General features: G+C 57.4%; 14 protein-coding genes. 12 read left to right on the plus strand and 2 right to left on the minus strand.

All coding sequences use genetic code 11. The features are described 5' to 3' along the window. The first annotated feature begins 182 nt into the window (after positions 1-182). The 7 genes from hemA to IE123_RS13965 all read left to right on the plus strand — a co-directional run bounded on the left by hemA (position 183) and on the right by IE123_RS13965 (position 15,958). Complete coding sequence (gene hemA / locus IE123_RS13935; RefSeq protein WP_189519300.1) at positions 183-1,454, plus strand: glutamyl-tRNA reductase; 1,272 nt, start codon at positions 183-185, stop codon at positions 1,452-1,454. Next, the gene (gene prfA / locus IE123_RS13940) at positions 1,451-2,542 is read left to right on the plus strand and encodes a peptide chain release factor 1 (RefSeq protein WP_189519301.1); all 1,092 of its coding nucleotides are present in this window, start codon (positions 1,451-1,453) and stop codon (positions 2,540-2,542) included. The genes hemA and prfA overlap by 4 nt, the downstream gene beginning before the upstream one ends. Before the next feature lie 11 nt (positions 2,543-2,553). Then, positions 2,554-3,414 carry a peptide chain release factor N(5)-glutamine methyltransferase gene (prmC, locus tag IE123_RS13945; RefSeq protein WP_189519303.1) on the plus strand — a complete coding sequence of 287 codons (861 nt, stop codon included), beginning with the start codon at positions 2,554-2,556 and terminating at the stop codon, positions 3,412-3,414. A gap of 29 nt (positions 3,415-3,443) precedes the next feature. Then, a complete protein-coding gene (locus IE123_RS13950) occupies positions 3,444-4,193 on the plus strand; it encodes a HesA/MoeB/ThiF family protein (protein ID WP_189519305.1) in 750 nt (249 codons plus the stop codon). Between the two features lie 268 nt (positions 4,194-4,461). Further along, positions 4,462-6,099 carry a ShlB/FhaC/HecB family hemolysin secretion/activation protein gene (locus tag IE123_RS13955; protein ID WP_189519307.1) on the plus strand — a complete coding sequence of 546 codons (1,638 nt, stop codon included), beginning with the start codon at positions 4,462-4,464 and terminating at the stop codon, positions 6,097-6,099. 92 nt (positions 6,100-6,191) lie between these two features. Continuing rightward, positions 6,192-15,551, plus strand: coding sequence for a two-partner secretion domain-containing protein (locus tag IE123_RS13960; protein WP_189519309.1), 9,360 nt, complete (start codon positions 6,192-6,194; stop codon positions 15,549-15,551). Beyond that, positions 15,548-15,958, plus strand: coding sequence for an SMI1/KNR4 family protein (locus tag IE123_RS13965; RefSeq protein ID WP_189519311.1), 411 nt, complete (start codon positions 15,548-15,550; stop codon positions 15,956-15,958). Before IE123_RS13960 ends, IE123_RS13965 begins: the two co-directional genes overlap by 4 nt. On the opposite strand, the gene IE123_RS13970 is transcribed toward IE123_RS13965, so the two are convergent. Then, positions 15,937-16,497, minus strand: coding sequence for an RNA 2'-phosphotransferase (locus tag IE123_RS13970; RefSeq protein WP_189519313.1), 561 nt, complete (start codon positions 16,495-16,497; stop codon positions 15,937-15,939). The two genes, IE123_RS13965 and IE123_RS13970, sit on opposite strands and share 22 nt — an antisense overlap. Positions 16,498-16,661: 164 nt before the next feature. After that, a complete protein-coding gene (locus IE123_RS16230; RefSeq protein ID WP_229819779.1) occupies positions 16,662-16,883 on the minus strand; it encodes a 3'-5' exonuclease in 222 nt (73 codons plus the stop codon). Between IE123_RS16230 and IE123_RS16235 the strand changes: the two genes are divergently transcribed. The 5 genes from IE123_RS16235 to IE123_RS13995 all read left to right on the plus strand — a co-directional run bounded on the left by IE123_RS16235 (position 16,785) and on the right by IE123_RS13995 (position 21,932). Next, a complete protein-coding gene (locus IE123_RS16235) occupies positions 16,785-18,578 on the plus strand; it encodes a DUF637 domain-containing protein (RefSeq protein ID WP_229819780.1) in 1,794 nt (597 codons plus the stop codon). The genes IE123_RS16230 and IE123_RS16235 overlap by 99 nt on opposite strands. A 2-nt stretch (positions 18,579-18,580) precedes the next feature. After that, complete coding sequence (locus IE123_RS13980; RefSeq protein WP_189519317.1) at positions 18,581-19,069, plus strand: hypothetical protein; 489 nt, start codon at positions 18,581-18,583, stop codon at positions 19,067-19,069. A 284-nt stretch (positions 19,070-19,353) separates the two neighbouring features. Beyond that, complete coding sequence (locus IE123_RS13985; protein ID WP_229819781.1) at positions 19,354-19,704, plus strand: DUF596 domain-containing protein; 351 nt, start codon at positions 19,354-19,356, stop codon at positions 19,702-19,704. A gap of 13 nt (positions 19,705-19,717) precedes the next feature. Continuing rightward, a complete protein-coding gene (locus IE123_RS13990) occupies positions 19,718-21,307 on the plus strand; it encodes a hemagglutinin repeat-containing protein (protein WP_189519319.1) in 1,590 nt (529 codons plus the stop codon). A 67-nt stretch (positions 21,308-21,374) separates the two neighbouring features. Continuing rightward, positions 21,375-21,932 carry a hypothetical protein gene (locus IE123_RS13995; RefSeq protein ID WP_189519321.1) on the plus strand — a complete coding sequence of 186 codons (558 nt, stop codon included), beginning with the start codon at positions 21,375-21,377 and terminating at the stop codon, positions 21,930-21,932. Positions 21,933-22,094: the final 162 nt, after the last annotated feature.

Genomic DNA, 22,094 nt, shown 5'->3' on the forward strand with positions numbered 1-22,094 from the left:
TAGAATGCGCGACCATGGAGTGCGAGCACCACGCAGCACGCAATCCGTTGGTGCCGCTCATGGCACTGCATACGCACTGTATCACCGATAACGGACCTGACATGACACGGCTGGATACCTGACACATTATCCAGACGTGCCTCAGCGTTCTACACGAACGTTATAGCTAATACGGTATCACGATGCTTCTTTCTCTAGGCATCAATCATAAAAGTGCGACCCTGGAAGTACGTGAACAGGTCGCTTTCTCTTCCAGTCAGATGGCGCTGGCGCTTGAAGATCTGACCTCGCTTGTCGAGGTTCAGGAAGCCGCCATCCTGTCGACCTGCAATCGAACCGAGATCTACTGTCGGCTCGAAGGGGGAGATGAGCGTCTGGTGCTTGAATGGCTCGGTCACTTTCATCGCCTGCCCGTTGAATCACTGGAGCACTGCGCCCGGTGGCATCGGGACGGCGAGGCCGTGCGTCATCTGATGCGCGTCGCCTGTGGCCTTGACTCGATGGTGCTCGGGGAACCGCAGATCCTGGGGCAGATCAAGAGTGCCTATCAGCTGGCCAGAACCCATCACACCCTGGGCAGCGAGCTCGAGCGTCTTTTTCAGCATACCTTTGCGGTGGCCAAGCAGGTGCGCACCGATACCGGCATCGGTGAAAATCCGGTGTCGGTCGCCTATGCCGCGGTCAATCTGGCCGGCCGTATCTTTGATGACATTCGCCAGTCCCGGGCACTCCTGATCGGTGCCGGCGAAACCATCGAGCTGGTGGCGCGCCATCTTCGTGAGGCCGGTATTCAGGGTGTGATTGTCGCCAATCGGACGCGCGAGCGCGCGCAGACGCTGGCCGATGAGGTTGGCGGCGTGGCGATCGGACTGGACGAGCTCGAAAACGCGCTGGTCTGTGCCGATATCGTGATCTCCTCGACCGGTAGCCCTACGCCACTGCTGGGCAAGGGGATCGTGGAGTCGGCGCTGAAAACACGCAAGCACCGCCCCATTTTCATGGTGGATATCGCCATCCCACGGGATATCGAGCCGCAGGTGGGCGAGCTTGACGACATCTTTTTGTACAGCATTGATGACCTCAATGAGGTCATCAGTGAAAACCGACGCTCGCGTCAGGCCGCCGCCGATCAGGCCGAAGAGATGATTCTGGCCAATGTCTCGGTCTGGCAACATGAGCGCCGCGTGCGCAACGCTGGTGATCTTATCCGGCGCCATCGCCATCAGGCTGAAATCCTGCGTGCCGAGGCCGAGGCCGAAGCACTGGCGGCGTTGTCGCGCGGGCAGGACCCCGAACGGGTCATCCAGAAACTGACGCAGCAGCTGACCAATCGGCTGCTGCATGGCACGACTTCACGTATTCGCGCGGCCTCTGGTGCCGAGCGGGTAGATCTGATCCAGGCTGCGGAGGAACTCTTGATCGACGATAGCGCACTGCACCGGGAGTCGCCATGAAGGCCTCTCTTCGGGACCGTCTTGACGGCTTTGCCGAACGTTTTGAAGAACTCTCCAGACTGCTTTCCGACCCCGGCGTCATCGGTGATCAGACCCGGTTTCGCAACTACTCGCGTGAATATTCCGACCTGGAAGCCCTGGTCGCGCAATGGGCGCGATATCGCGCGCTGGAAGACGATCGCGATAGCGCCCGGCAAATGCTCGACGACAACGACCCGGACATGCGCGCCATGGCGCATGATGAAATTGCCGAGATTGACGAAGCGCTTGAGGCACTGGAACCGCAGCTCCTGCAGCTTCTGATTCCAAAGGATCCGGACGATCAGCGCAGTGTCTTTCTGGAAGTCCGTGCCGGCACCGGTGGTGATGAAGCGGCACTTTTTGCCGGCGATCTCTTTCGGATGTACTCCCGCTACGCTGAAAACCGCGGCTGGAAGATGGAAACCATCAGTGCCAGTCATGGCGAACAGGGCGGTTTCAAGGAAATCATTGCGCGCGTATCCGGCGGCGATATCTATGGCCGACTCAAGTTTGAATCCGGCGCGCATCGGGTACAGCGGGTGCCGGCCACCGAATCCCAGGGCCGGATTCATACCTCGGCCTGTACCGTGGCCGTGATGGCAGAAGCAGACGAGGTCGCCGAAGTTGAGCTCAATCCGGCCGACCTGCGGGTGGATACCTTTCGCGCCAGCGGCGCCGGCGGCCAGCACGTCAACACCACCGATTCCGCCATCCGCATTACCCATCTGCCGACCGGCACCGTGGTTGAATGTCAGGATGAGCGCAGCCAGCACAAGAACCGCGCCCGCGCCATGTCGCTGCTGGCCGCCCGCCTCAAGCAGACGGCTGAAAGCGCCCGGCATCAGCAACAGTCCGATACGCGCCGCTCGCTGGTTGGCTCGGGCGATCGCAGTGAGCGCATTCGCACCTACAACTTCCCTCAGGGCCGGGTGACCGATCACCGAATCAACCTGACGCTCTACAAGCTGGGGGAAGTCATGACCGGCGCCCTTGATGACATCATCGATCCGCTGGTACATGAATATCAGGCCGACCAGCTGGCGGCCATGACTGGCGAGAATGGCTGACGTCGCCCCTCATGCGCATTGATCAGGCCCTGTCGGATGCCGTGGCGCGCCTTGCCCGGTGCTCGACCGACGAAACTGCCACGCCCCACCTTGATGCCCAGCTTTTGCTGGCCCATGTGCTGGGGCGTTCGCGGACCTGGCTCTATACCTGGGGAGACCGTGAGGTCGAAAGCGTCGAGCTTGAACGCTTCAATGCGCTGATTGCGCGGCGCGAGCAGGGCGATCCGGTGGCCTGGTTGCTGGGCTACCGTGAATTTTTCGGTCTGCGTCTCGCTGTTTCCCCCCATACACTGATTCCGCGTCCCGATACCGAGACACTGGTCGAACAGGCGCTCTCACGCATGCCGGCCACTGGCGTGCGTGCGCTCGATCTGGGCACCGGCAGTGGCGCCATTGCACTGGCACTGGCCGCCGAGCGCCCGGCCTGGCAGGTCACGGGCATCGATATCGTGCCGGAAGCGGTCGCGCTGGCGCAGCGCAATGCCGATGCGCTGAACATCACCAATGCCTGTTTTGAACAGGGCAATTTCTTCTCGGCCCTGTCACCCTCGGCGCGCTTTGAGCTGATCGTCAGCAACCCGCCCTACATCGATGAACACGATGTGCATCTGGGTCAGGGCGACGTACGCTTTGAGCCCCGCTCGGCGCTGGTCGCCGGGAAGAAAGGCCTGGCCGATCTGCTGCACCTGATTGATGCCGCACGTGCCTTTCTGGCGTCCGGCGGCTGGCTATTGCTGGAACACGGCTACCAGCAGGGCGCCGATGTGCGGGCCGCGCTGACTGATGCCGGCTATACCGCGGTCAGTACCTGTCAGGACCTTGGCGGGCGCGAGCGTATCAGTCTGGGGCAGTGGCATGCTGCCTCTCCTTAATCCCTGTTGAGCGTCATACGGGAGTCACCATGAACGACGAGCAGCTCCTGCGTTATAGCCGCCAGATCATGCTCAACGAGCTTGATTATGAAGGTCAGATGCGGCTCATGACCGGTCATGTACTGATTATCGGGCTGGGCGGTCTGGGCTCGCCGGCAGCACTCTACCTGGCCGCCGCTGGTGTCGGCACGCTGACGCTTGCCGATGACGACCGGGTCGATCTCTCCAACCTGCAGCGCCAGATTGCCCACGGCGAGGCGGACATCGATACCTTCAAGGCGCAATCGGCAGCTGACAGCATTGCCGGCATCAACAGCCTCTGCCGGACACATGTCATCACCGAGCGGCTTGAGGGCGAGACATTACAGCGCGCCGTGGCACGTGCCGATGTGGTGCTGGACTGCACGGATCGCTTTGAGAGCCGTGACGCCATCAACCGTGCCTGTGTGGCCGCCGGCACACCGCTGGTCTCCGGGGCGGCCATTCGCTTTTCGGGCCAGCTGGCCGTCTTCGATCTTCGAGATCCAACCGCACCCTGCTACGCCTGCCTTTATGGTGACAGTGCCGATGAGGATCAGCTGACCTGTGCCGAGAGCGGCGTCATCGCCCCGCTGGTTGGCATGATTGGCAGCTATCAGGCACTCGAAGCGTTGAAGCTTTTAAGCGGCTGCGGCACACCACATCAGGGGCTTTCCACCTTTGATGGGCTGAGTGGCCAGTGGCGGCATTTTGGGCTGGGGCGTGATCCACACTGCCCGGTATGTCGGTCGCGTCACTAAAGACGAATATATTGTGAGAGCCGCGCTCCGGGCGCGGCTTTTTTTATCTGCCATTAATGGGTATGAATAAGACGTGGACAGATACATTGCAAACTTTAATTAATGTAGATTATTTTTAATAATCACTTAAGTTAGTTCAGAGGTGGCCGTAATAAAGCATTCACTGATTAAATGCTGACGGCCAATGTTTCCACGTCTTATGCCGTACGCCTTGGGCTGCGTACTGTTACTGCTTCTATTTTCTACGGCACAGGCTGCCGAAGCGCCCGTGACTTTTGGTGCCGATCCGGCCAGTCGCAATCTCAATCGTGATCAGCAATCGCGCCTGTTGGATCAACAGTCCCGTCGGCTGGAAGCCCTGCAACAGCTTCCCGGTGAAAGCGGGACCGTGGTGAGTTCTCCTTCCTCTGACAGCACCCAGTGTTTCCTGATCGATGCCGTCCATCTGGATGGCATGACGCTGCTTGACTCTGACACACGCCGTCAGCTGCTGTTACCCATCATCGATCATTGTGTCGCCCTGGATGATCTCAACGAGCTGCTGCGTCACATCACGCAGGCCTACGTGGATCGTGGCTACATTACCTCTCGCGCCTATCTACCACCGCAGGACCTGAGTGGCGGCCAATTACGGGTGGTCATTGTCGAAGGGCGTATCGAGTCCATTGAAGGATCAGATGGCAGCCCCTCTGCCCGAGAGCTTTACATGACTGCGCCCGTTGAGGCCGGAAATACCCTCAACCTGCGCGCACTTGAGCAGATGATCGACCAGCTCAACCGGCTGCCGTCACGTCAGTCGACTCTCCAGATGCTCCCCGGTGACGAGATCGGCGGTTCCCGCGTGCAGGTGGAAAGTTCGCCACAAAAACCCTGGCGCGTGAGCCTGTCCCGCAGCAACGATGGGGATGAGAGTACCGGCGAGCAGCAGTGGGGCATGGGGCTGGATATCGACAGTCCGCTGGGACTGGCCGATCAGCTCGTGACCCGATTCGGAGAAGATGCCAGTGGTAATCATGAGCATCGTTCCGGTAACCGGTATCTCGCCTACAGCCTGCCTTATGGCTGGTGGACCTTCAGCTACAGCTACAGTAAAAGCGACTACCGCTCCCGCGCCGAGGCCAACGGCTTCTTCTTTCGACTCGACGGTGCCAGCGAGCGCCATCAGCTGCAGGCCGAACGTCTTTTATGGCGTGACAGCGTCAGCAAGACCGCCGCCAGCATTGGTCTGAGCCGTATCTCCACGCGCAACTATATCGACCATTCCCGCATCGATGTCAGCAGCCAGCAGCTCAGTGAGCTGGCGCTGGGCATCAACCACGGTCGCCGGCTGGGCTCGGCACTTTTCAATATTGATGCCGGCTGGCAGAAGGGGCTGACCCTCATGGGCGCCCAACATGACGAAGACACCTCGCCCGGAGCCCCGCAGGCCCAGTATGACAAGGCCACGCTGACCCTGAGCTATCTGCAGCCTTTCGAGATTCACGATCAACACTTCCGCTTTCTGAGTCTGGCCAACGCCCAGCACAGCGATGACGTGCTCTACAGCCCGGTGCGCCTGAGCCTGGGCGGCGCCAGCTCGGTGCGTGGCTTCAAGAACCAGACGCTCTCGGGTGACAGCGGCGCGTACTGGCGCAATCAGGTTAGCTGGCTGCATCCGCTGGAAGGCCCGCTGTCACAGCCGCTGTTCAACAACATGGATCTGACCCTGGCCTATGACCAGGGCGTAATCGACAGCACCCGTTACACCGACGGTCTCAGCGGGCGCATGACCGGCTGGGTCGCCGAGGTCGGACTGAGTGGCCAGCATCTGGCCGTGCACGCAGGCTTTGCCCACTCGCTGAAGCGTCCCGGCGCCTTTCCCGAGCGGGAAACGCCGGTCTATTTAAGCGCGGATATCCTTTTCTAGGCGATCAGCTCCCGAAGAGGCGCGGTGGCCGGCAGCGCCCATGGGTGAACTGCCATAACGCATTAAACAGAAGAAAAACAGGGAACAGCCTCATGAAGGTACACAGCCGTGCGGGCCGCCTGCTGGCCCATATTCTGGTCAATGCCATGTTCTGGCAGCCGGTCATCGTGCTCGCCGATGGCATCACCATTGATGGCCGAGCCGGTGGCAATACGGCAATGGACAGGGCCGGCAACGGCGTGCCGGTGGTGGATATTGCTACCCCCAACGGCCGCGGCCTCTCGCACAATACCTTCAGTGATTACAACGTTGGCAAGGAAGGCGTGATTCTCAACAATGCCACCGACAAGCTTCAGTCAACGAAGCTCGGTGGCATGATCGTGGGCAACCCCAATCTGAAGGGGCAGGCCGCTCAGCTGATCGTCAATGAGGTCAACGGCGGGCGTGCCAGTCAGCTCAGGGGCTACACCGAAGTGGCCGGGCAGGCCGCCAATGTGGTGGTCGCCAACCCCTACGGCATTACCTGTAACGGCTGCGGCTTTATCAATAGTCCTCGCGTCACCCTCTCGACCGGCAAACCGATGATCGAAGACGGCGCGCTTGATCGCTTTGCCGTCGATCAGGGCCAGGTCACTATCGAAGGGCTGGGGCTTGATGCCAGCGAGGTCGATCAGTTCGACATCGTGACCCGGACAGCAAAACTCAATGGCGAGCTCCATGCCCGCCAGCTCAATATCGTGACCGGTCGCAACGATGTAGATGCCACCTCCCTGACCGCTACGGCGCGCAAGGGAAGTGACGATGCCCCGGCACTGTCCATCGATGCCTCGGCGCTGGGCGCCATGTATGCCGGCAGTATCCACCTGGTGGGAACAGAGGCCGGCGTCGGGGTACGCCTGGCCGGCGATATGGCCGCCACCGCCGGTGATATCACCATCGACACACAGGGCCACCTTGCCCTCAACAATGCCGCCGCGCAGCGGGATATAGACGCCCGGGCGACGGCCATCGACACACGGGGTAGTCAGCATGCCCGCAATGACGTGCGCCTGAATGCCCGGGAAGACATGGGCCTCTACGGCAACCTCTCCAGCGGGGGTGATACCACCCTGACGGCGGGCAAAACGCTGGCCCAGCAGGGGCAGGTCATTGCCGGTATCGAAGGTAATCAGCGCATCAACGGTCGCCGGCTGGCCATCAGCGCTGATCGGATCGACAACCGGGGCCATCTTGATGCCAGCCAGACCCTGCAGACGCGTTCAGGACAGCTGAGCAACAGCGGGCAGCTGCTGGCCGATGAGATCAGCATTCGCGCTGATGATGGCATTGATAACACCGGCACCCTGCAGGGGCGCCGGGTCCGGCTTGAAACGGCCGCGCTGACCAACGGCCACAATGATGCCGTGATCGATGCCGAGCAGGCGCTGGAGCTTCAGGCGCCGGTCGTCACCAACCGGGGCACCCTGCAGTTCGGCAAGAGTCAGGACGTCACGCTGGACCTTATCCGGCTGGATAACCGCGATGGCCGGTTCGTCCTCAACGAAGGCGCGCTGGAGCTACGCGCCGACACGCTGTTCAACGACCGGGGCACGCTACAGGCCGAATCCCTGCGTCTTGCCGGTCGTTATGTGACCAATCGCGAAGGTGGACTCATTGTTGCGGCCAGTGGGAACGCAACACTGGTAATCGAGCAGCAGCTCGACAACAGCGGCGGCCAGTTGCAGGCCGCCAGGGCACTCGACGTTCAGGGTGGTGACGTCCTGAACCAGCAGGGCCAGATGACGGCGAATGGCCTCGCTCTGAACGTGGCGTCGCTGGACAACACCGATGGTCTGATCTCGGCCGGTGCGGGCAATGCCACTGTTGCGGCCCGCCAGCAGCTCAATAATACCGGCGGGAAGGTTGAGGCCCAAAAGGTGCTGGACCTGACGGCCGGAGCGCTTGATAACGCCCGCGGGACGCTAATCGCCGATACCGTCACCGTGAATGCTGGCACGTTGCGCAACCGCGCCGGCACGGTCAGCGCCCAGCAGGGCGATCTTGAATTGTCCGTGGCGGGTTTGCTGGATAACGACCGCGGGCAGCTGCAGTCCGTTCATCAGGCACTGCGCCTCAATGCCGGTGACCTGACCAACCGACAGGGCACACTGATGGCCCGGTTGGTCACGCTGGGCGTCGAACACACTCTGAACAACCAGAGCGGTCGTATTGTCAGCGACGGCGTGCTCACGGCCGACGTCAATGATGTGCTGGATAACACCGGCGGCACCCTGCGCGGCAGCAGCGTTGCACTGGCAACAGGTATCCTCATCAATAACGATGACGGGCTGATCTCCGCCGACAGCGGCGATCTCGATATCGCCGCCAGCGATCGCCTCATCAATCAGCGCGGCAAGCTGCAGGCACTCAACGCGATCAATATCAATGGCGGCAATATCGATAACGCAGCCGGCACCCTGGTGGCTGATCGTATCGATATCGACGGCCTGTCCCTTGCCAACCGCGAGGGCGTGATCAGCGCCGAACACGGCGCGCTGATTCTCAAGACGACAAATGGCTTCGACAACGCTCGCGGCCATTTGCAGGCCACCGATGCTGCGTCCATTAACGTCGGCACGCTCGACAATGGGGAAGGCACCATCACGGCTCGCGATATCACGCTGGCCAGTGACGGGGCGCTGGATAACACTGCTGGCCGTATCGTGGCGCAGCAGGGCGATCTGCTGGTCAACACAAGCGGTGCCCTTCAAAACAGTGAAGGCACCCTGGCCGGCAATGCACTCACGCTGGATGCCGAGTCGATCAAAGCCAACCAGGGCGGTCTGATCGCGGCACTTGCCAATAACGCACGGATTCGCGCCCGCCAGACGCTCAATAACGATAGCGGCCAGATTCAGGCTGCCGGGCTGCTGACCCTTGATGCACCCGATATCACCAACCGTGCCGGCCATCTGATCGGTCAATCGTTAACGCTCACCGGCAACGCGCTGGATAACAGCGGCGGTCTGGTCAGCGCAGAGCAGGGCAATGCCACCCTGACGCTGGCACACCTGCTGAATAATACCGAAGGGCGCCTGCAGGCCGGGAAAGGCATGCTGTCACTTGATGGTGGCGGCACCCTGATCAATCAGCGCGGCATGGCGATGGCGGATCAGCTCGATATCGACATGGCCGATCTCGATAACCGCAAGGGGCAGCTGGTCGGCGAGCGCCTGACTCTTCAGGCCGACTCGTTAGACAACGGCGACGGCGGACTGATCGCGGCAGGTCAGCAGGGGGCCACCCTGACGCTGGCGTCACTTGCCAATGACCGCGGCCAGATTCAGGCCGATGGCCGTCTCGATATCAAGGCCGCCACGCTGGATAACACCCACGGTGTCCTGCTGGCCGATCGGCTGGATCTCAACAGCGCGCGTCTGATCAATGACAGTGGCTCGATGCTGGCCAATGCCGGCGGTATAGCGCTGACGCTGTCAGGGGAAGCCCGCAACCGTCAGGGCATGATCGATAGCGATGGCGGCAAGATAACCATCGACGGGGACGGGCAAACTTTCGACAACAGCGGCGGTGTTATCAATGGCGATGTGCTCACGATCAGCACCGGGGCACTAAGCAATCGCAGCGGTGGCCAGCTAGCCGGACACCAGATCCGCTTTATCGGTTTAAAGGCACTGGATAACGCCGGTGGACGCGTGCTGGCCGGCACAGAGGGGCTTACCGTCGAGGCTAAGGAGATTGATAACCGCGCAGGCGTACTGCAGGGGGATCATATCTCACTGGTTGGCCGCCATCTCGGCAACGGTGACAACGGTTTGATCGCCAGCCTGGATGGCACGTTAAAAGCCGTCTTTACCCAGACGCTGGATAACCGCAACGGCCGCATGATTGCCAACGGCCTGCTGGATATTGACCCGCCCCGGATCGATAACCGCAACGGCCAGATGGCCGGTGATGTGGTTCGGCTGGAAGCCGGCACGCTGGACAACGACGGCGGCATCATCGAAGCCCAGAAAGGTCTGGCGCTCAACGTTGACACCCTGAACAACCGCAGTGGCAACCTGCGCGCACTGGGTGGCGATAGCAGTGACTTCCGGGTCGCAGGTGCGCTCGACAATACCCGGGGTAATATCGAGCTGGCCAGTCGTGACGCCCGTATCGATGCTGCCAGTCTGAATAACACCAATGGCCACGTCGTGCACGCTGGCAGCGGGCTTTTCACCCTGCTGCTCAAGTCACTGGATAACCAAGGCGGTTCGCTGCAGGGCACCGGCCGCGCCCAGGCCAATATTGACCGAATCAACAACACCGGCCAGTGGCAGTTCAATGGCCCGCTGAGCCTGACCACGCTCAATGCCCTGACGCTGACGAACAGTGACCGGCTCGCCAGCGCCGATAACCTCACGCTGGAAGCCGCCAGTCTGGATAACCGGGGTGAGCTGCTCGCCAACGGCAACCTCATCTTCAAAAGCGCCGGAGACATCACCAACCGCGGTCTGATCTCGGCGCAGCGTCAGCTGAACATCACCGGGCGCAATCTCACCCAGAACGATGGCCGCATTGCCAGCGGCGGCGGCGCTACCTACCGCCTGAGCGGCACCCTCGATAACCTGGGACGGCTGACCGGCAGCGACAATATCGACCTGCAGGCGCGTGAGATCAACAATCGCGGCACGCTGGGCAGTCAGAAAAACCTTCGTCTGGTCAGTCAGGGCGCCATCAACAACCAGGCCGATACACTGCTGTTTGCCGGTGGCGACATGACCCTGCGTGGTACACGTCTTTATAACCGCTACGGCGATCTCTACAGCCGCGGTGATCTTGATTTAGCGCGCGATGACAACGGCGGGTATGCGGATTCGCTGGAGAACCGTTCGGGGACGATTGAGGCGGAAGGCGATATCAGGCTACGCGTGAATAGCCTTTTGAATACGCGGGACGCGTTTGCAGTGGAGCGGCAGGCTACTGGTGGTCGTATCGAGCGTGGTCCGCGTTACGGCTGCAAGTATCATCGCTGTTTTGACTACATAATGACTGAAACGAGTGAGCTACGCATTACTCAGAATAGTCCGACTGGCGTCATTCTCGCCGGTCGCGATCTTGAGATCGAAAGCGGGGGTAGCGTGGTCAATCGCTACAGCCTGCTGGGCGCCAATCACAATCTAACGGTGCAATCGGATTCACTTGAAAACACTGGCGCTTCAACCGGTACATCGACCAGGGAAAGACAGTACTCCGTCATTCTGGGTGGCCACGACAATGAAACCTCACAGGAGAAACGCTTCTATGAAAACTTCATTGATCCATGGAACGCTGCCAATGGGTTGGACGAGCAAAACAATCCTCTGCCAACGCCACTGGTCAAGGAGGAATATGATGCGTATATCAAGGGCAGATCGCGCCTGGATCTGCTTCATGACACTACAACGAACACGCTGGATAACAACTCTGCACCTGCAACCATTCAGGCAGGTAACCGGATCTCGATCAGGGCCAGCCAGCGTATTGATAACGGTGACATAAGCGATAACAAGCGCGCTCAGTTGAACGGTCGCCTTGCGGGGGCGGATAAAAATGCCCCTGTCATGGGGCTTGATTACACCCTCAATCGTCGTACTGATGCTGCAGTGGCCGTCAAGGGGAGCGACACCCGGGCCAGGCAACGCCGTCAGATGGCTGGGACAATTTCTGCGAGCGAGTATCAAAACGCCAGAAATGAATCCGGAACAGCTGTCGGACGCAATGCTCCCATTGCCCTGAACTTTATCCCGGTCGATTACAGCGGCTTAAGTTTTGAACGCGTTTCCCCGACACAGCTCTCCAGCTTCCGCCTGCCGGAAGGCCAGTACGGGCTCTTCGTTAAAAACAAGGCGCCCAATAGCCACTATCTGATCGAGACCAATCCCGAGTTCACCTCCGCCGACCGGCTAATGGGCTCCGACTACCTGTTGGGCAAGCTCCATTACACCAGCGATGGTGCCTACAAGCTGCTGGGTGATGGGCGCTATGAATCCCGTCTGATTCGCGATGCCGTTCAGGCGAAGACGGGCAGTCGTTTTCTCGATGAGAATCTCAAGAACGACTATGAGCAGTATCTCTACCTGATGAACAACGCCATCGCCGCGCAGGATGAGCTTCATCTAACAACCGGCGTGGCACTTACACCCTCCCAGACAGCGGCACTGACGCATGACATCGTCTGGATGGAAGAGCAGGAAGTCGATGGTGAGAGCGTACTGGCGCCGGTGCTGTATCTGGCACAGGTCGACGAGCGCAACGTGCGCGGCAGCAGTCTGATTCAGGGCCACGATATCGATCTGATCGCCGGCAATGATCTGGCCAATGTCGGCACCATTCGTGCTTCCAATGATCTGACCGCCAACAGTGGCAGCAGCATTTTGCAGGGTGGCCTGATGGCTGCCGGCAACAATCTGGCACTGACGGCGAAGGATGACCTTCGCAACAGCCTGGCCGGCGAGATCCGCGGGCGCCAGGTTGATCTCACCACGCTCAAGGGCGACATCGTCAATGATCGAATGGCGGTTAAAAGTGGCAGTGAGCGGCGTTATGACACGGTTCTGGATCAGGGTGGGCTGATTTCGGCAACAGGGGCGCTCAACGTGTCTGCGGGTCGGGACCTTGTTAACCGCTCGGACATTGCCAGCGGGGGGGATCTCAGGCTGTCTGCTGCCCGCGATCTGCGTCTGATGGCAGTGGAAGATGCCCGTGGCGATGATTCTACCTACGGCTATAGGCGCTCGTCGCAGGTACAGCAGTTGGGCAGTCGGGTCACGGCGGCCAACGATATCGCGCTCAATGCCGGTCGTGATATCGATGTGATTGCCAGTACTGTCGAGGCGGGCAAGGATCTCTCGGCAGCAGCAGGCCAGGATCTTAACATCCTGTCAGGCACCAATAGTCAGCATGATGAACTCCACTACCGTTCATCCCGTACCAAAAAGGATGTTATCAATACGGTTACCCGCCAGCAGGGCAGTCAGCTGACTGCCGGCAACAGTCTGACGCTCGTCGCTGACAATGATCTGACCGCTCAGGCCAGCCAGCTTAAAGCGGGTGATCAGGCATACCTGGTCGGCGGCAACGATGTTCAACTGATCGCCGCCAATGATCAGGACTACCACTTCTACCAGAAGAAGAAAAAAAGCGGTGGACTGATCAGCAGCAAGTCGATGAAGCGTGACGAGGTGACTGATACCCGCGCGGTTGGCACCACGGTGGAAAGCGGTGGTGATCTCGTCATCGCCAGCGGCAACGATCAGGTCTATCAGAAGGCGCGTCTGGACGCCGGCGAGGACCTCACCCTGACCAGCGGTGGCGATATCACCTTTGCCGCGGCCATGGATACCCACTCTGAGTCCCACGAGAAGAGCAAAAGCAACTGGGCGTGGCAGTCGGCAAAGGGCAAGGGCAATACCGATGAAACCCTGCGCCAGAGTGAACTGGTCGCTCAGGGGCAGCTGGCGATCAACGCTGCCAACCGCGTCAATATCGATGTTCGTGACATCGATCAACAGAGCGTTAGCCAGACCATTGACGCCATGGTCGCCGCAGAACCCGAGCTTGCCTGGCTCAAGCAGGCCGAGGCGCAGGGGGATGTCGACTGGCGGCAGGTGAAGGAGATCCACGACCGCTGGAACTACAAGCAGTCCGGTCTCGGTGAGGGCGCAGCACTGGCGGTCAGCATCGCGGCCACTGCCGCCATGCCCGGCATCGGTACCGGCCTGACCGGTGCCATGATGACCGCCGCTGCCGGCTCGCTGGCCGGTAACAGCGTTGTCGGTCTGATCAACAACCGAGGCAACCTCGGCGCCACGTTAAGCGATGCGCTCTCCTCCGACAGCCTGAAAGGCGCCCTGATCGCCGCGGCGTCTGCGGGAATTTCTCAAGGCATGGACAGCGTCTGGGGTGGCGAGACAGACCCGGCCACGGGCCGGACCATTCCTCATGACCTCAGCTCCTGGGGAGGTACCGGACGCTTTGCCGGCCAGCGCGCCTCGCAGGCCCTGGCCGACGCCGGCCTTCAGAGTGCCATCAGCGGCGGTAGCCTGAATGACAACCTCAAACAGAGCCTGCAGGGCGCCGTTACCACGGTACTGGAAGCCTCACTCTTCAATCTTGTCGGGGATCTGACAAAACAGGGCGCAAAGGGCAGCAACGGTCAGCACTGGGCCGACGGCTCGGCCGAGAAAACAGTAGTGCATGCACTGGCCGGTGGCCTGGCATCACAGGCCACCGGGGGCGATTTCCGTACTGGCGCCATTGCGGCAGGCGCTAACGAAGCACTGATCAATCAGCTTGATGATCTGGTTAAAGGGGATCGCAAGCTTCTGATCGCAGCGTCCCAGATTACCGGTATTGTGGCGGCCGGGATGGCAGACGGCGATGTTCAGAAGGGCGCCGAGATTGCCGGTAACGCGACGGCATATAACCGCATGATGCATACCTCGGAAAAGGAGTGGATCGAGGCACATGGCGGGAGTGAAGAGGAAAAGGCAAGGCTGACAGTTGCTGCTTTTGCTCTGATTGAGGCTTCGGCCCAGTACGAGAAGGGATCGGAATCATATAACTATTACAAAGCCCTTGAAGATATGGGCAATACCGATGCCTTTGCTGCCGAACGTCATAAGGTAATGAGCTCGGGGCTATTCGGCTATAGCAAATGGGATGGCATCAAGGATAGTGCAGAGCGCTATCAGGTGGCTAACCGCGCGTGGGGGGCTGTTCAAGTTGGAAGCGGTATTGCAGCTGGAGTCGGTAGTGCGGCAACGGTAGGCACCGGCCCCGGTATGTTACTCGGCTCAGGAATGCTGTTATGGGGTGCAGATAACTTTGCGGCAGGCCTGCCGACAATCATCAATGGCCTTCCTGCTACCAGGTTTGGCGCTCAGGCACTGCAGCAGGCCGGAATTTCACCTGAGATGGCGGATATTATCTACGATCTGGGTGGTATGGCAGGTGCCGCCGGGCTTGCAAAGTTTGGGTCAAGCCCAACCGTTGTAGGGAATAAAGCCCTTGAAAGCGCTACTTCCCATGCAGCTAATGACATTCGCTTCTCGCAAAATACTGTATCTTTCAATAAGAAGGATCGGGTTAGCGGTACCAATTATACCTACGACGATCTAGTTCAAAGTATGCGGGACAATGGTTGGAAGGGAGATCCGGTCGATGTTGTGAAAATGCCGGATAGGAAGCTTACAAGTATGGATAACACCCGTATTGCAGCAGCCAGAGAAGCAGGGATTGACGTAAAAGCTACAGTACGAGATTTTAATGACCCGTTAACCCCAGCTGTTCAAGAAGCTAGAGGCTGGCAGCAGTTCGATACTTGGGGAGAGGCCATCACAGGCCGTATCGGCAAGCAAAGTGGTGGGTTTGCTAATAACAATCCTTATGGGGCATCAGAAGCTCCACGCATTACAGGGAGTAAAAAGTGAAAGCGTATCTTTATGATTCTCCTGTCTTACCTGATGGTTTTAAACTACCAAAAGCATATATCGATTTCGCTATCAGTAGTGACTCTCAGGATTTGCTTCCTTGGAAAATTATGGCAGGCGACATGGCGGCCTGTCTGAGTTATTTTGGTGCCATGCTTTTAAAATTCCCAAATAGACCTTTGGTGCCCTTCGCGATAGTTCATGATGAGTCGGGAGTATATAATGATGGGTGGATTGTCTTGGCATGCTTTGATGGAACGGATTTGTCAGGTGACCCGCCAGTAAGGATATATGACTACTCTAGGCCTAAAGTATTCCCTTGGGATGAAAAGCCTTATCAAAATTTCTCTGCGTGGCTTGAGACTGCTAAAAACGAGTCGTCAGATTACAAATCGTCGTTATTGTGATTTAAGAACCGTGTTGCTACACATGCCGTTAGCCATACCCCGTTTTCCGCTTGAAAGAACTCGAAGCCTTCCAGGTGCATTCTGAGGGCTTCAATTTTTAGTACCACAGGCTTTCCATAGCGCTGTCCAACAGTAATGGCCGTAGTTATGTCCTGCGACAGGTGTACATGGTGGCGAGAGCCTGCGATCAATCCTTGCTGCCGAATCGACTCTAGGAAGCGTGTAGCGGTGCCGTGGTAGAGAAACTCTGGCGGCTCTTTCTTTACATGCTGAAGGCTCACGCTGGCCGATGAGTGGCCCTGTACGGCGCGAATGCGCAGCCCATCATCCGAGATACTGAAACGCTTTTTATCGCTGCTGCTGACGACAGCCTGAATCAGGCCAATATCTAAAATTCGCCCATCTTTAGCTGCACCGGCTATTAAGGATTCGACATCTGCCCAGCCCTCGCTGTCTAGGTTTAAGCCGATCGCCTGGGGCTCATGCCTCAAAACATAGCTGAGAAACTTGCTGACCTCATTGAGTGTTTTAGTGTTCATAGCTGCTTTACGTATCGACAATTTTTCATCGTGAATTTATCCGCATATTGCCTGCGCCTAAGGATGCCTCTCAAGCAATCTTCATTAAAAATGATTTTTTAGAGCCAGAGATCCAGCTGAACAAACATGATCAGCATGTTTTAAAGTCCTAAATCTGAGACAAGCTATCGATTACAATAGTTCGAGCTCATCTCATGAAGCCGATCAGTGAACCAGTTATTGCCACTGCCGGTGACCAGTAGCCTTCGACGAGCGCGCGTCATGCCGACATAGAGCAGGCGTGCTTCTTGCGCCAGATTGTCCTCATCATCCGCCAGCTCTCCAACCCCGCCAAGAATGACGGTATCGAACTCCAGTCCCTTGCTGCTATGTCGGCTAAGCAGCACAACCTGATTGGCCTGTGGGTCATAGGCACGCTTGTCAGCAGTAGACTGCAGGCAGCTACTGGGTACGCCGGCAGATTCAAGGGCGCTCTGATCGCCGCGGCGTCTGCGGGCGTTTCCAATGAGCTGGATAGTGTCTGGGGTGGTAATACGGACCCTGCTACGGGCCGGACCATTCCCCATGACCTCAGTTCCTGGGAAGGCACCGGACGCTTTGCCGGCCAGCGCGCCTCGCAGGCCCTGGCCGACGCCGGTGTTCAAAGTGCCATTAGCGGTGGCAGCCTGAATGACAACCTCAAACAGAACCTGCAGGGCGCCGTTACCACGGTACTGGAGGCCTCACTCTTCAATCTTGTCGGGGATCTGACAAAACAGGGCGCAAAGGGCAGCAACGGTCAGCACTGGGCCGACGGCTCGGCCGAGAAAACAGTAGTGCATGTACTGGCCGGTGGTCTGGCATCCCAGGCAACCGGTGGTGATTTCCGTACTGGCGCCATTGCGGCAGGCGCTAATGAAGCGCTGATCAATCAGCTCGATGGCCTGGTGAAAGGGGATCGCAGGCTTCTGATTGTAGCGTCACAGATTACCGGCATTGTAGCGGCCGGCATGACGGATGGTGACGTTCAGAAGGGCGCCGAGATTGCCGGTAATGCGACGGCATATAACCGCATGATGCACACCTCGGAAAGGGAGTGGATCGAGGCGCATGGTGGGAGTGAAGAGGAAAAGGCAAGGTTAATAACTGCTGCTTGTGCGCTGATTGAATGTTCGGCCCAGTACGAAAGAGGATCGGAGCAGTACGCGCTTTACAAGGGCCTTGAAGATAAAGGCAATACTGATGCCTTTGCTGCCGAACGTCAGAAGGTAATGAGCTCGGGGCTATTCGGCTATAGCAAATGGAATGGCGTCACCGATGGTCTGGAGCGTTATCAGGTCGGTAATCGATCCTTCGGAGCGCTGCAGATAGTGGGTAGTGGCGCGCTTGCCGCCAGTGCTGCTGCGATGGCATCTACCGGAGCCGGTAGCGTTCTCGCTTATGTGCTGACTGGTATAGCTGCGGATCAGGGCGCCGCCGGTGCCATGGCTGTTTGGTATGGGCACCCTGCTCCAACCTTTGGGGCTAGAGTGCTGGCCGATCAGATGAATATACCAGTGGAGCGGGCAGAGCTTCTGTATGGCCTGGCGACGGCGGCCGGAGAGGCCAGTGCTGCGAACCAACTGTTGAATGCCGCATCACGCAGCGTCGGCAAGAAGCCAATGGTTGAGTTTGATGGTTTTGATGATGGTATCAATGCTTCCAAACCTTCTCCAAGTGCTGCCTCTGGAGGTAAGGTTGGAACGGATAGTCTGGATAACGCTGTTAAAAATGGTACAAAAGTAGGCGAATTAACCTTTGGTTCCAATGGCCGTAAACTTGACTTTCTTTTCAATCGCAACATCGATCAATCAATTCCATACAATGCTGGGCGCGCGGAAGGTAATGCAAGGAGGATCGGTATTGCCGATACCCCAGACAACAGAGCTGAGGTGACTAGATTGTTTAACGAGGCATTCAATAATCCAGCCTCAGTTGTTGGGGCTGATAAGTTACCCGGGAGTAATATGCGTGAATTTTTCCTGCCTGGTGTTACTGGAACTGGATCAAAGATTCAGTTTGTAGAGCAGAACGGAAAAGTCATCACAATTATGGCGAGGTAATTATGCAGACTCGACAGCTATCAAACGGTCTATGGGTATCTTGTGAGTCTCGCTATGCACTCATTGCTCAGTTGCCCCCTGATCAAGAAGTTGTGGAAACTGAAAGTCCTAATAGCTGGGGTTATGTGGACTTTGAATCCGACGTGGTTGTTCCAGTAGGATATTCAGATATGGGGTTGCAGCCTTTGGCGGTGAGGCTTGGCGAACGAGTATTTGTTGGAATAGATGAGTTGTTGATTGGCTACGATTGCTTTGGTCGCTATATACTTTTTAAATACAATATGCCGACTATATTTCACGAGTTTGTCCGTTTCGATCAACACGAATTTATCGTTCGTGATGAGATTGGTTTTGTCGGTATTTCATACTCCGGTGATGAACGTTGGAGTTTTTGTATTGATATAATTGCCAGTTACAGGATTGATCAGGCATTGATCGTGGGTTTAACTGAAGGAGGGGAAGATTTCAAATTTTCTATTCCCTCTGAATAGTGATGCGCTACATTTTTATTTTTTCAGCTACTGATCATGGCTTATTTATGAGGGAGGATTAAAACAGTTATGTCTTGATTTAAGCAGTTAGCTAGGGCTGAAAATATGCCTGTAGCTAAATTCGTTTTTGGCATGGGGACAATATATAGAACCAAAACTAACGCCGGTGCTCGAATAAACCTTCGAGATTTTCCCACATCTTCGCAGCAGACATGGGCCTCGTGGACGATAGATGTTGAGCACAAATCCATTAATGGCGGAAGGATAGTGAAGATCAATTTCAAATGATTGATGGGCTTTATAAGTCGGTGTTGCGAAGCGCGTTTGGACTCTCGATGGGTGCTATATGGCAGCATATGACGGTTGAGCTTCTTGGCTCGTCTATCGACTACACGGACCGAGTCAACCTGTTCTTTTCTCTGATGAAGCGTCTGATGTTGGAGGGGAATATAAGACTTGCGCATGATGGCCTTTTCCTTATTGGTACTATCCAAGATCAGTTGGACGTGCTTAAGGAAGCGTGGCCCAAAGAGCCTGATGAAGAAGCTCTTGATGGTTTTGGGCTTTGGTTTATTACAGAGGCACCTGTTGGAGTTGTATGGATAGACTCAGATGGGGAAGAGTTCTGGACGTAGGTCGTAGGGCCCGGTGGTGAAAAATAATTGGTCCTATATTGTCGGTGGCAATGACGCTGAACTAATTGTCGCCAATGATCGGGACTACCACTTCTACCAGAAGAAGAAAAAGAGCGGTGGACTGATCAGCAGCAAAAAGATGAAGCGCGACGAGGTCACCGATACCCGCGCGGTCGGCACCGCGGTGGAAAGCGGTGGTGATCTCATCATTGCCAGCGGCAACGATCAGGTCTATCAGAAGGCGCGTCTGGATGCCGGTGAGGATATGACTCTGACCAGCGGTGGCGATATCACCTTTGCCGCGGCCATGGATGCTCGCTCCGAGTCTCATGAGAAGAGCAGGAGTAACTGGGCGTGGCAGTCGGCGAAGGGCAAGGGCAGTACCGACGAGACCCTGCGCCAGAGTGAACTGATCGCTCAGGGGCAACTGGCGATCAATGCTGCCAACCGCGTCAACATTGACGTTCGCGACATTGACCAGCAGAGCGTCAGTCAAACCATTGAGGCCATGGCCGCCGCCGAGCCGGAGCTTGCATGGCTCAAACAGGCCGAAGCGCAGGGTGATATTGACTGGCGGCAGGTGAAGGAGATCCATGACAGTTGGGACTACAGCCAATCGGGCGTTAGCCCTGCTGTAGGTATGGCCGTGGCCATTGTCGCAGCTGCCGCGACGTCCGGTGCCGCCAGTTCGGCAATCGGAACGTTATCGGGAACTACGTCAGCGGCGACCGCGACTACGGCTGCCTCGGTATGGGCGGCCGGGACAACCACGGCCGCCTCCGGCTGGGCCAACGCAGCCCTTTCAGGGGCCATCGCTGGAGCAGTCGGTGGTGTCGCCGGAGCGGCAAGTCAGGGTCAGGATTGGCAAACCCCTGCGCTGCATGGCGCGATAATGGGTGGTCTTGCCAATTATCTGGCGGCGGGTACCTATTACGGCAATCCCTTGAGCAAGGCGACCGACCTGGGGCAACAGATCTCGCAAGGTGCTTTGCTGGATGCCGGAAAGGTGGTTGGCGGCGTTGTTATGCAAAAGACCTGGAGTCGTATCGCCGAGAAGCTGGCCAAAGGTGTGGGCCTGAATGCGGAAGAGCTGAACTGGTTATTAATGGCCGGTTCGGTCGCAGGCGATCAACTGCCCGGGATTGGCAATCGCTATAAGGCAGACGATCAAAAATTTAATCTAACAAATTATGTGGGCGAGCGTGGCGTCATGGATCGTGATCTACCGGGGCTCCCGTTCGACGCGGTCGATATCGCGCTCGGGTATCAGGGACTGCCGGACGCTTCAGTACGTGCCTATCTAGTCGACCAGGGTTTTGGCGGAGCTTTGACAGGACACAGCCTGGGTACGTTGACATCCAACTATCTGGCAGGTAATGGACTGGTCGAGCACGCTGAACTCTTCTCTCTACCTTTCGGCAATATTGCGGCACCCGGCGCACATCTGACCATTGGCTCGGGTGATCTGGTCAATGGTGGTTACCTTGGAAAAATATTTAATCCCGATGCCATCGTTGCACCACTAACTCCATCTCAACATCCATTTAATAACTACAAGGCATTTATCGATGCAAATCGCGAGCTCTACCCGACGGATCATTGATCCCTGGTATGTGTGTTTTAGTCGCTCTAAACAACCGCAATGGCCGTTGTTGCCACTGGGAGTCGTCATGATGACTACGCTCAGTGGTTGTCCGACCATGGCCGATTACGGAGCTGCGACCAGTGGCGATGGGCGTGATTTTGTCGCGCCTCATGAGAAGTTTCAGGTCGATCCTATCGATTATCCGGTCTTTGCCACTACAGAGGATCGTGAAGCGCCTCGAAGTAATGTCAACCACCCACGAAACAACGGCAGAAAAATGCCTCCGTTGAAGCAAAGCTACCGTTGGCAGGTTACCCATAAGGTGTATGGCGAATATCTGATCGGTTCCGAGGAGTTCGACCAGGCGTGGTGTCGTCAGACCAAGGATGGTCGGGATCACCCGGAGCATTGTGAGCCGGAGGGCATTGGTGCCGAATATCTGGAGCGAATATACATTCATCCGAATGGCTCGGCCTATGCTTATGGGTACCTGAAAAATACTCCTCGGTGGCCGCACTGGTTTGGGAAAAACGAGACCTGGTTTTGGCATGATGACACCGGCGACTGGTCCGGCCAGCCGTGGTTCGAATGCGTGGCTCGGTGCGACAAGCTAAAGAATATGAGGGACGAGTCGGCTCGGTGACTTCCGCTCGTTCATGCACCTCACCACCACTCAAACTGTTTTTTCTCTCACATTCTCAAACAGCGTCCATCTCTCTTCCAATATGCAAAAAGAAGCTAAAGTATGCTGCTGGCATATGCAAAGCATGAGGCGGTAAAGGGTGACCTTTCTGTACCTTTTCCA

The sequence above is a fragment of the Kushneria pakistanensis genome (genome assembly GCF_014652795.1).
GTDB lineage: Bacteria > Pseudomonadota > Gammaproteobacteria > Pseudomonadales > Halomonadaceae > Kushneria > Kushneria pakistanensis.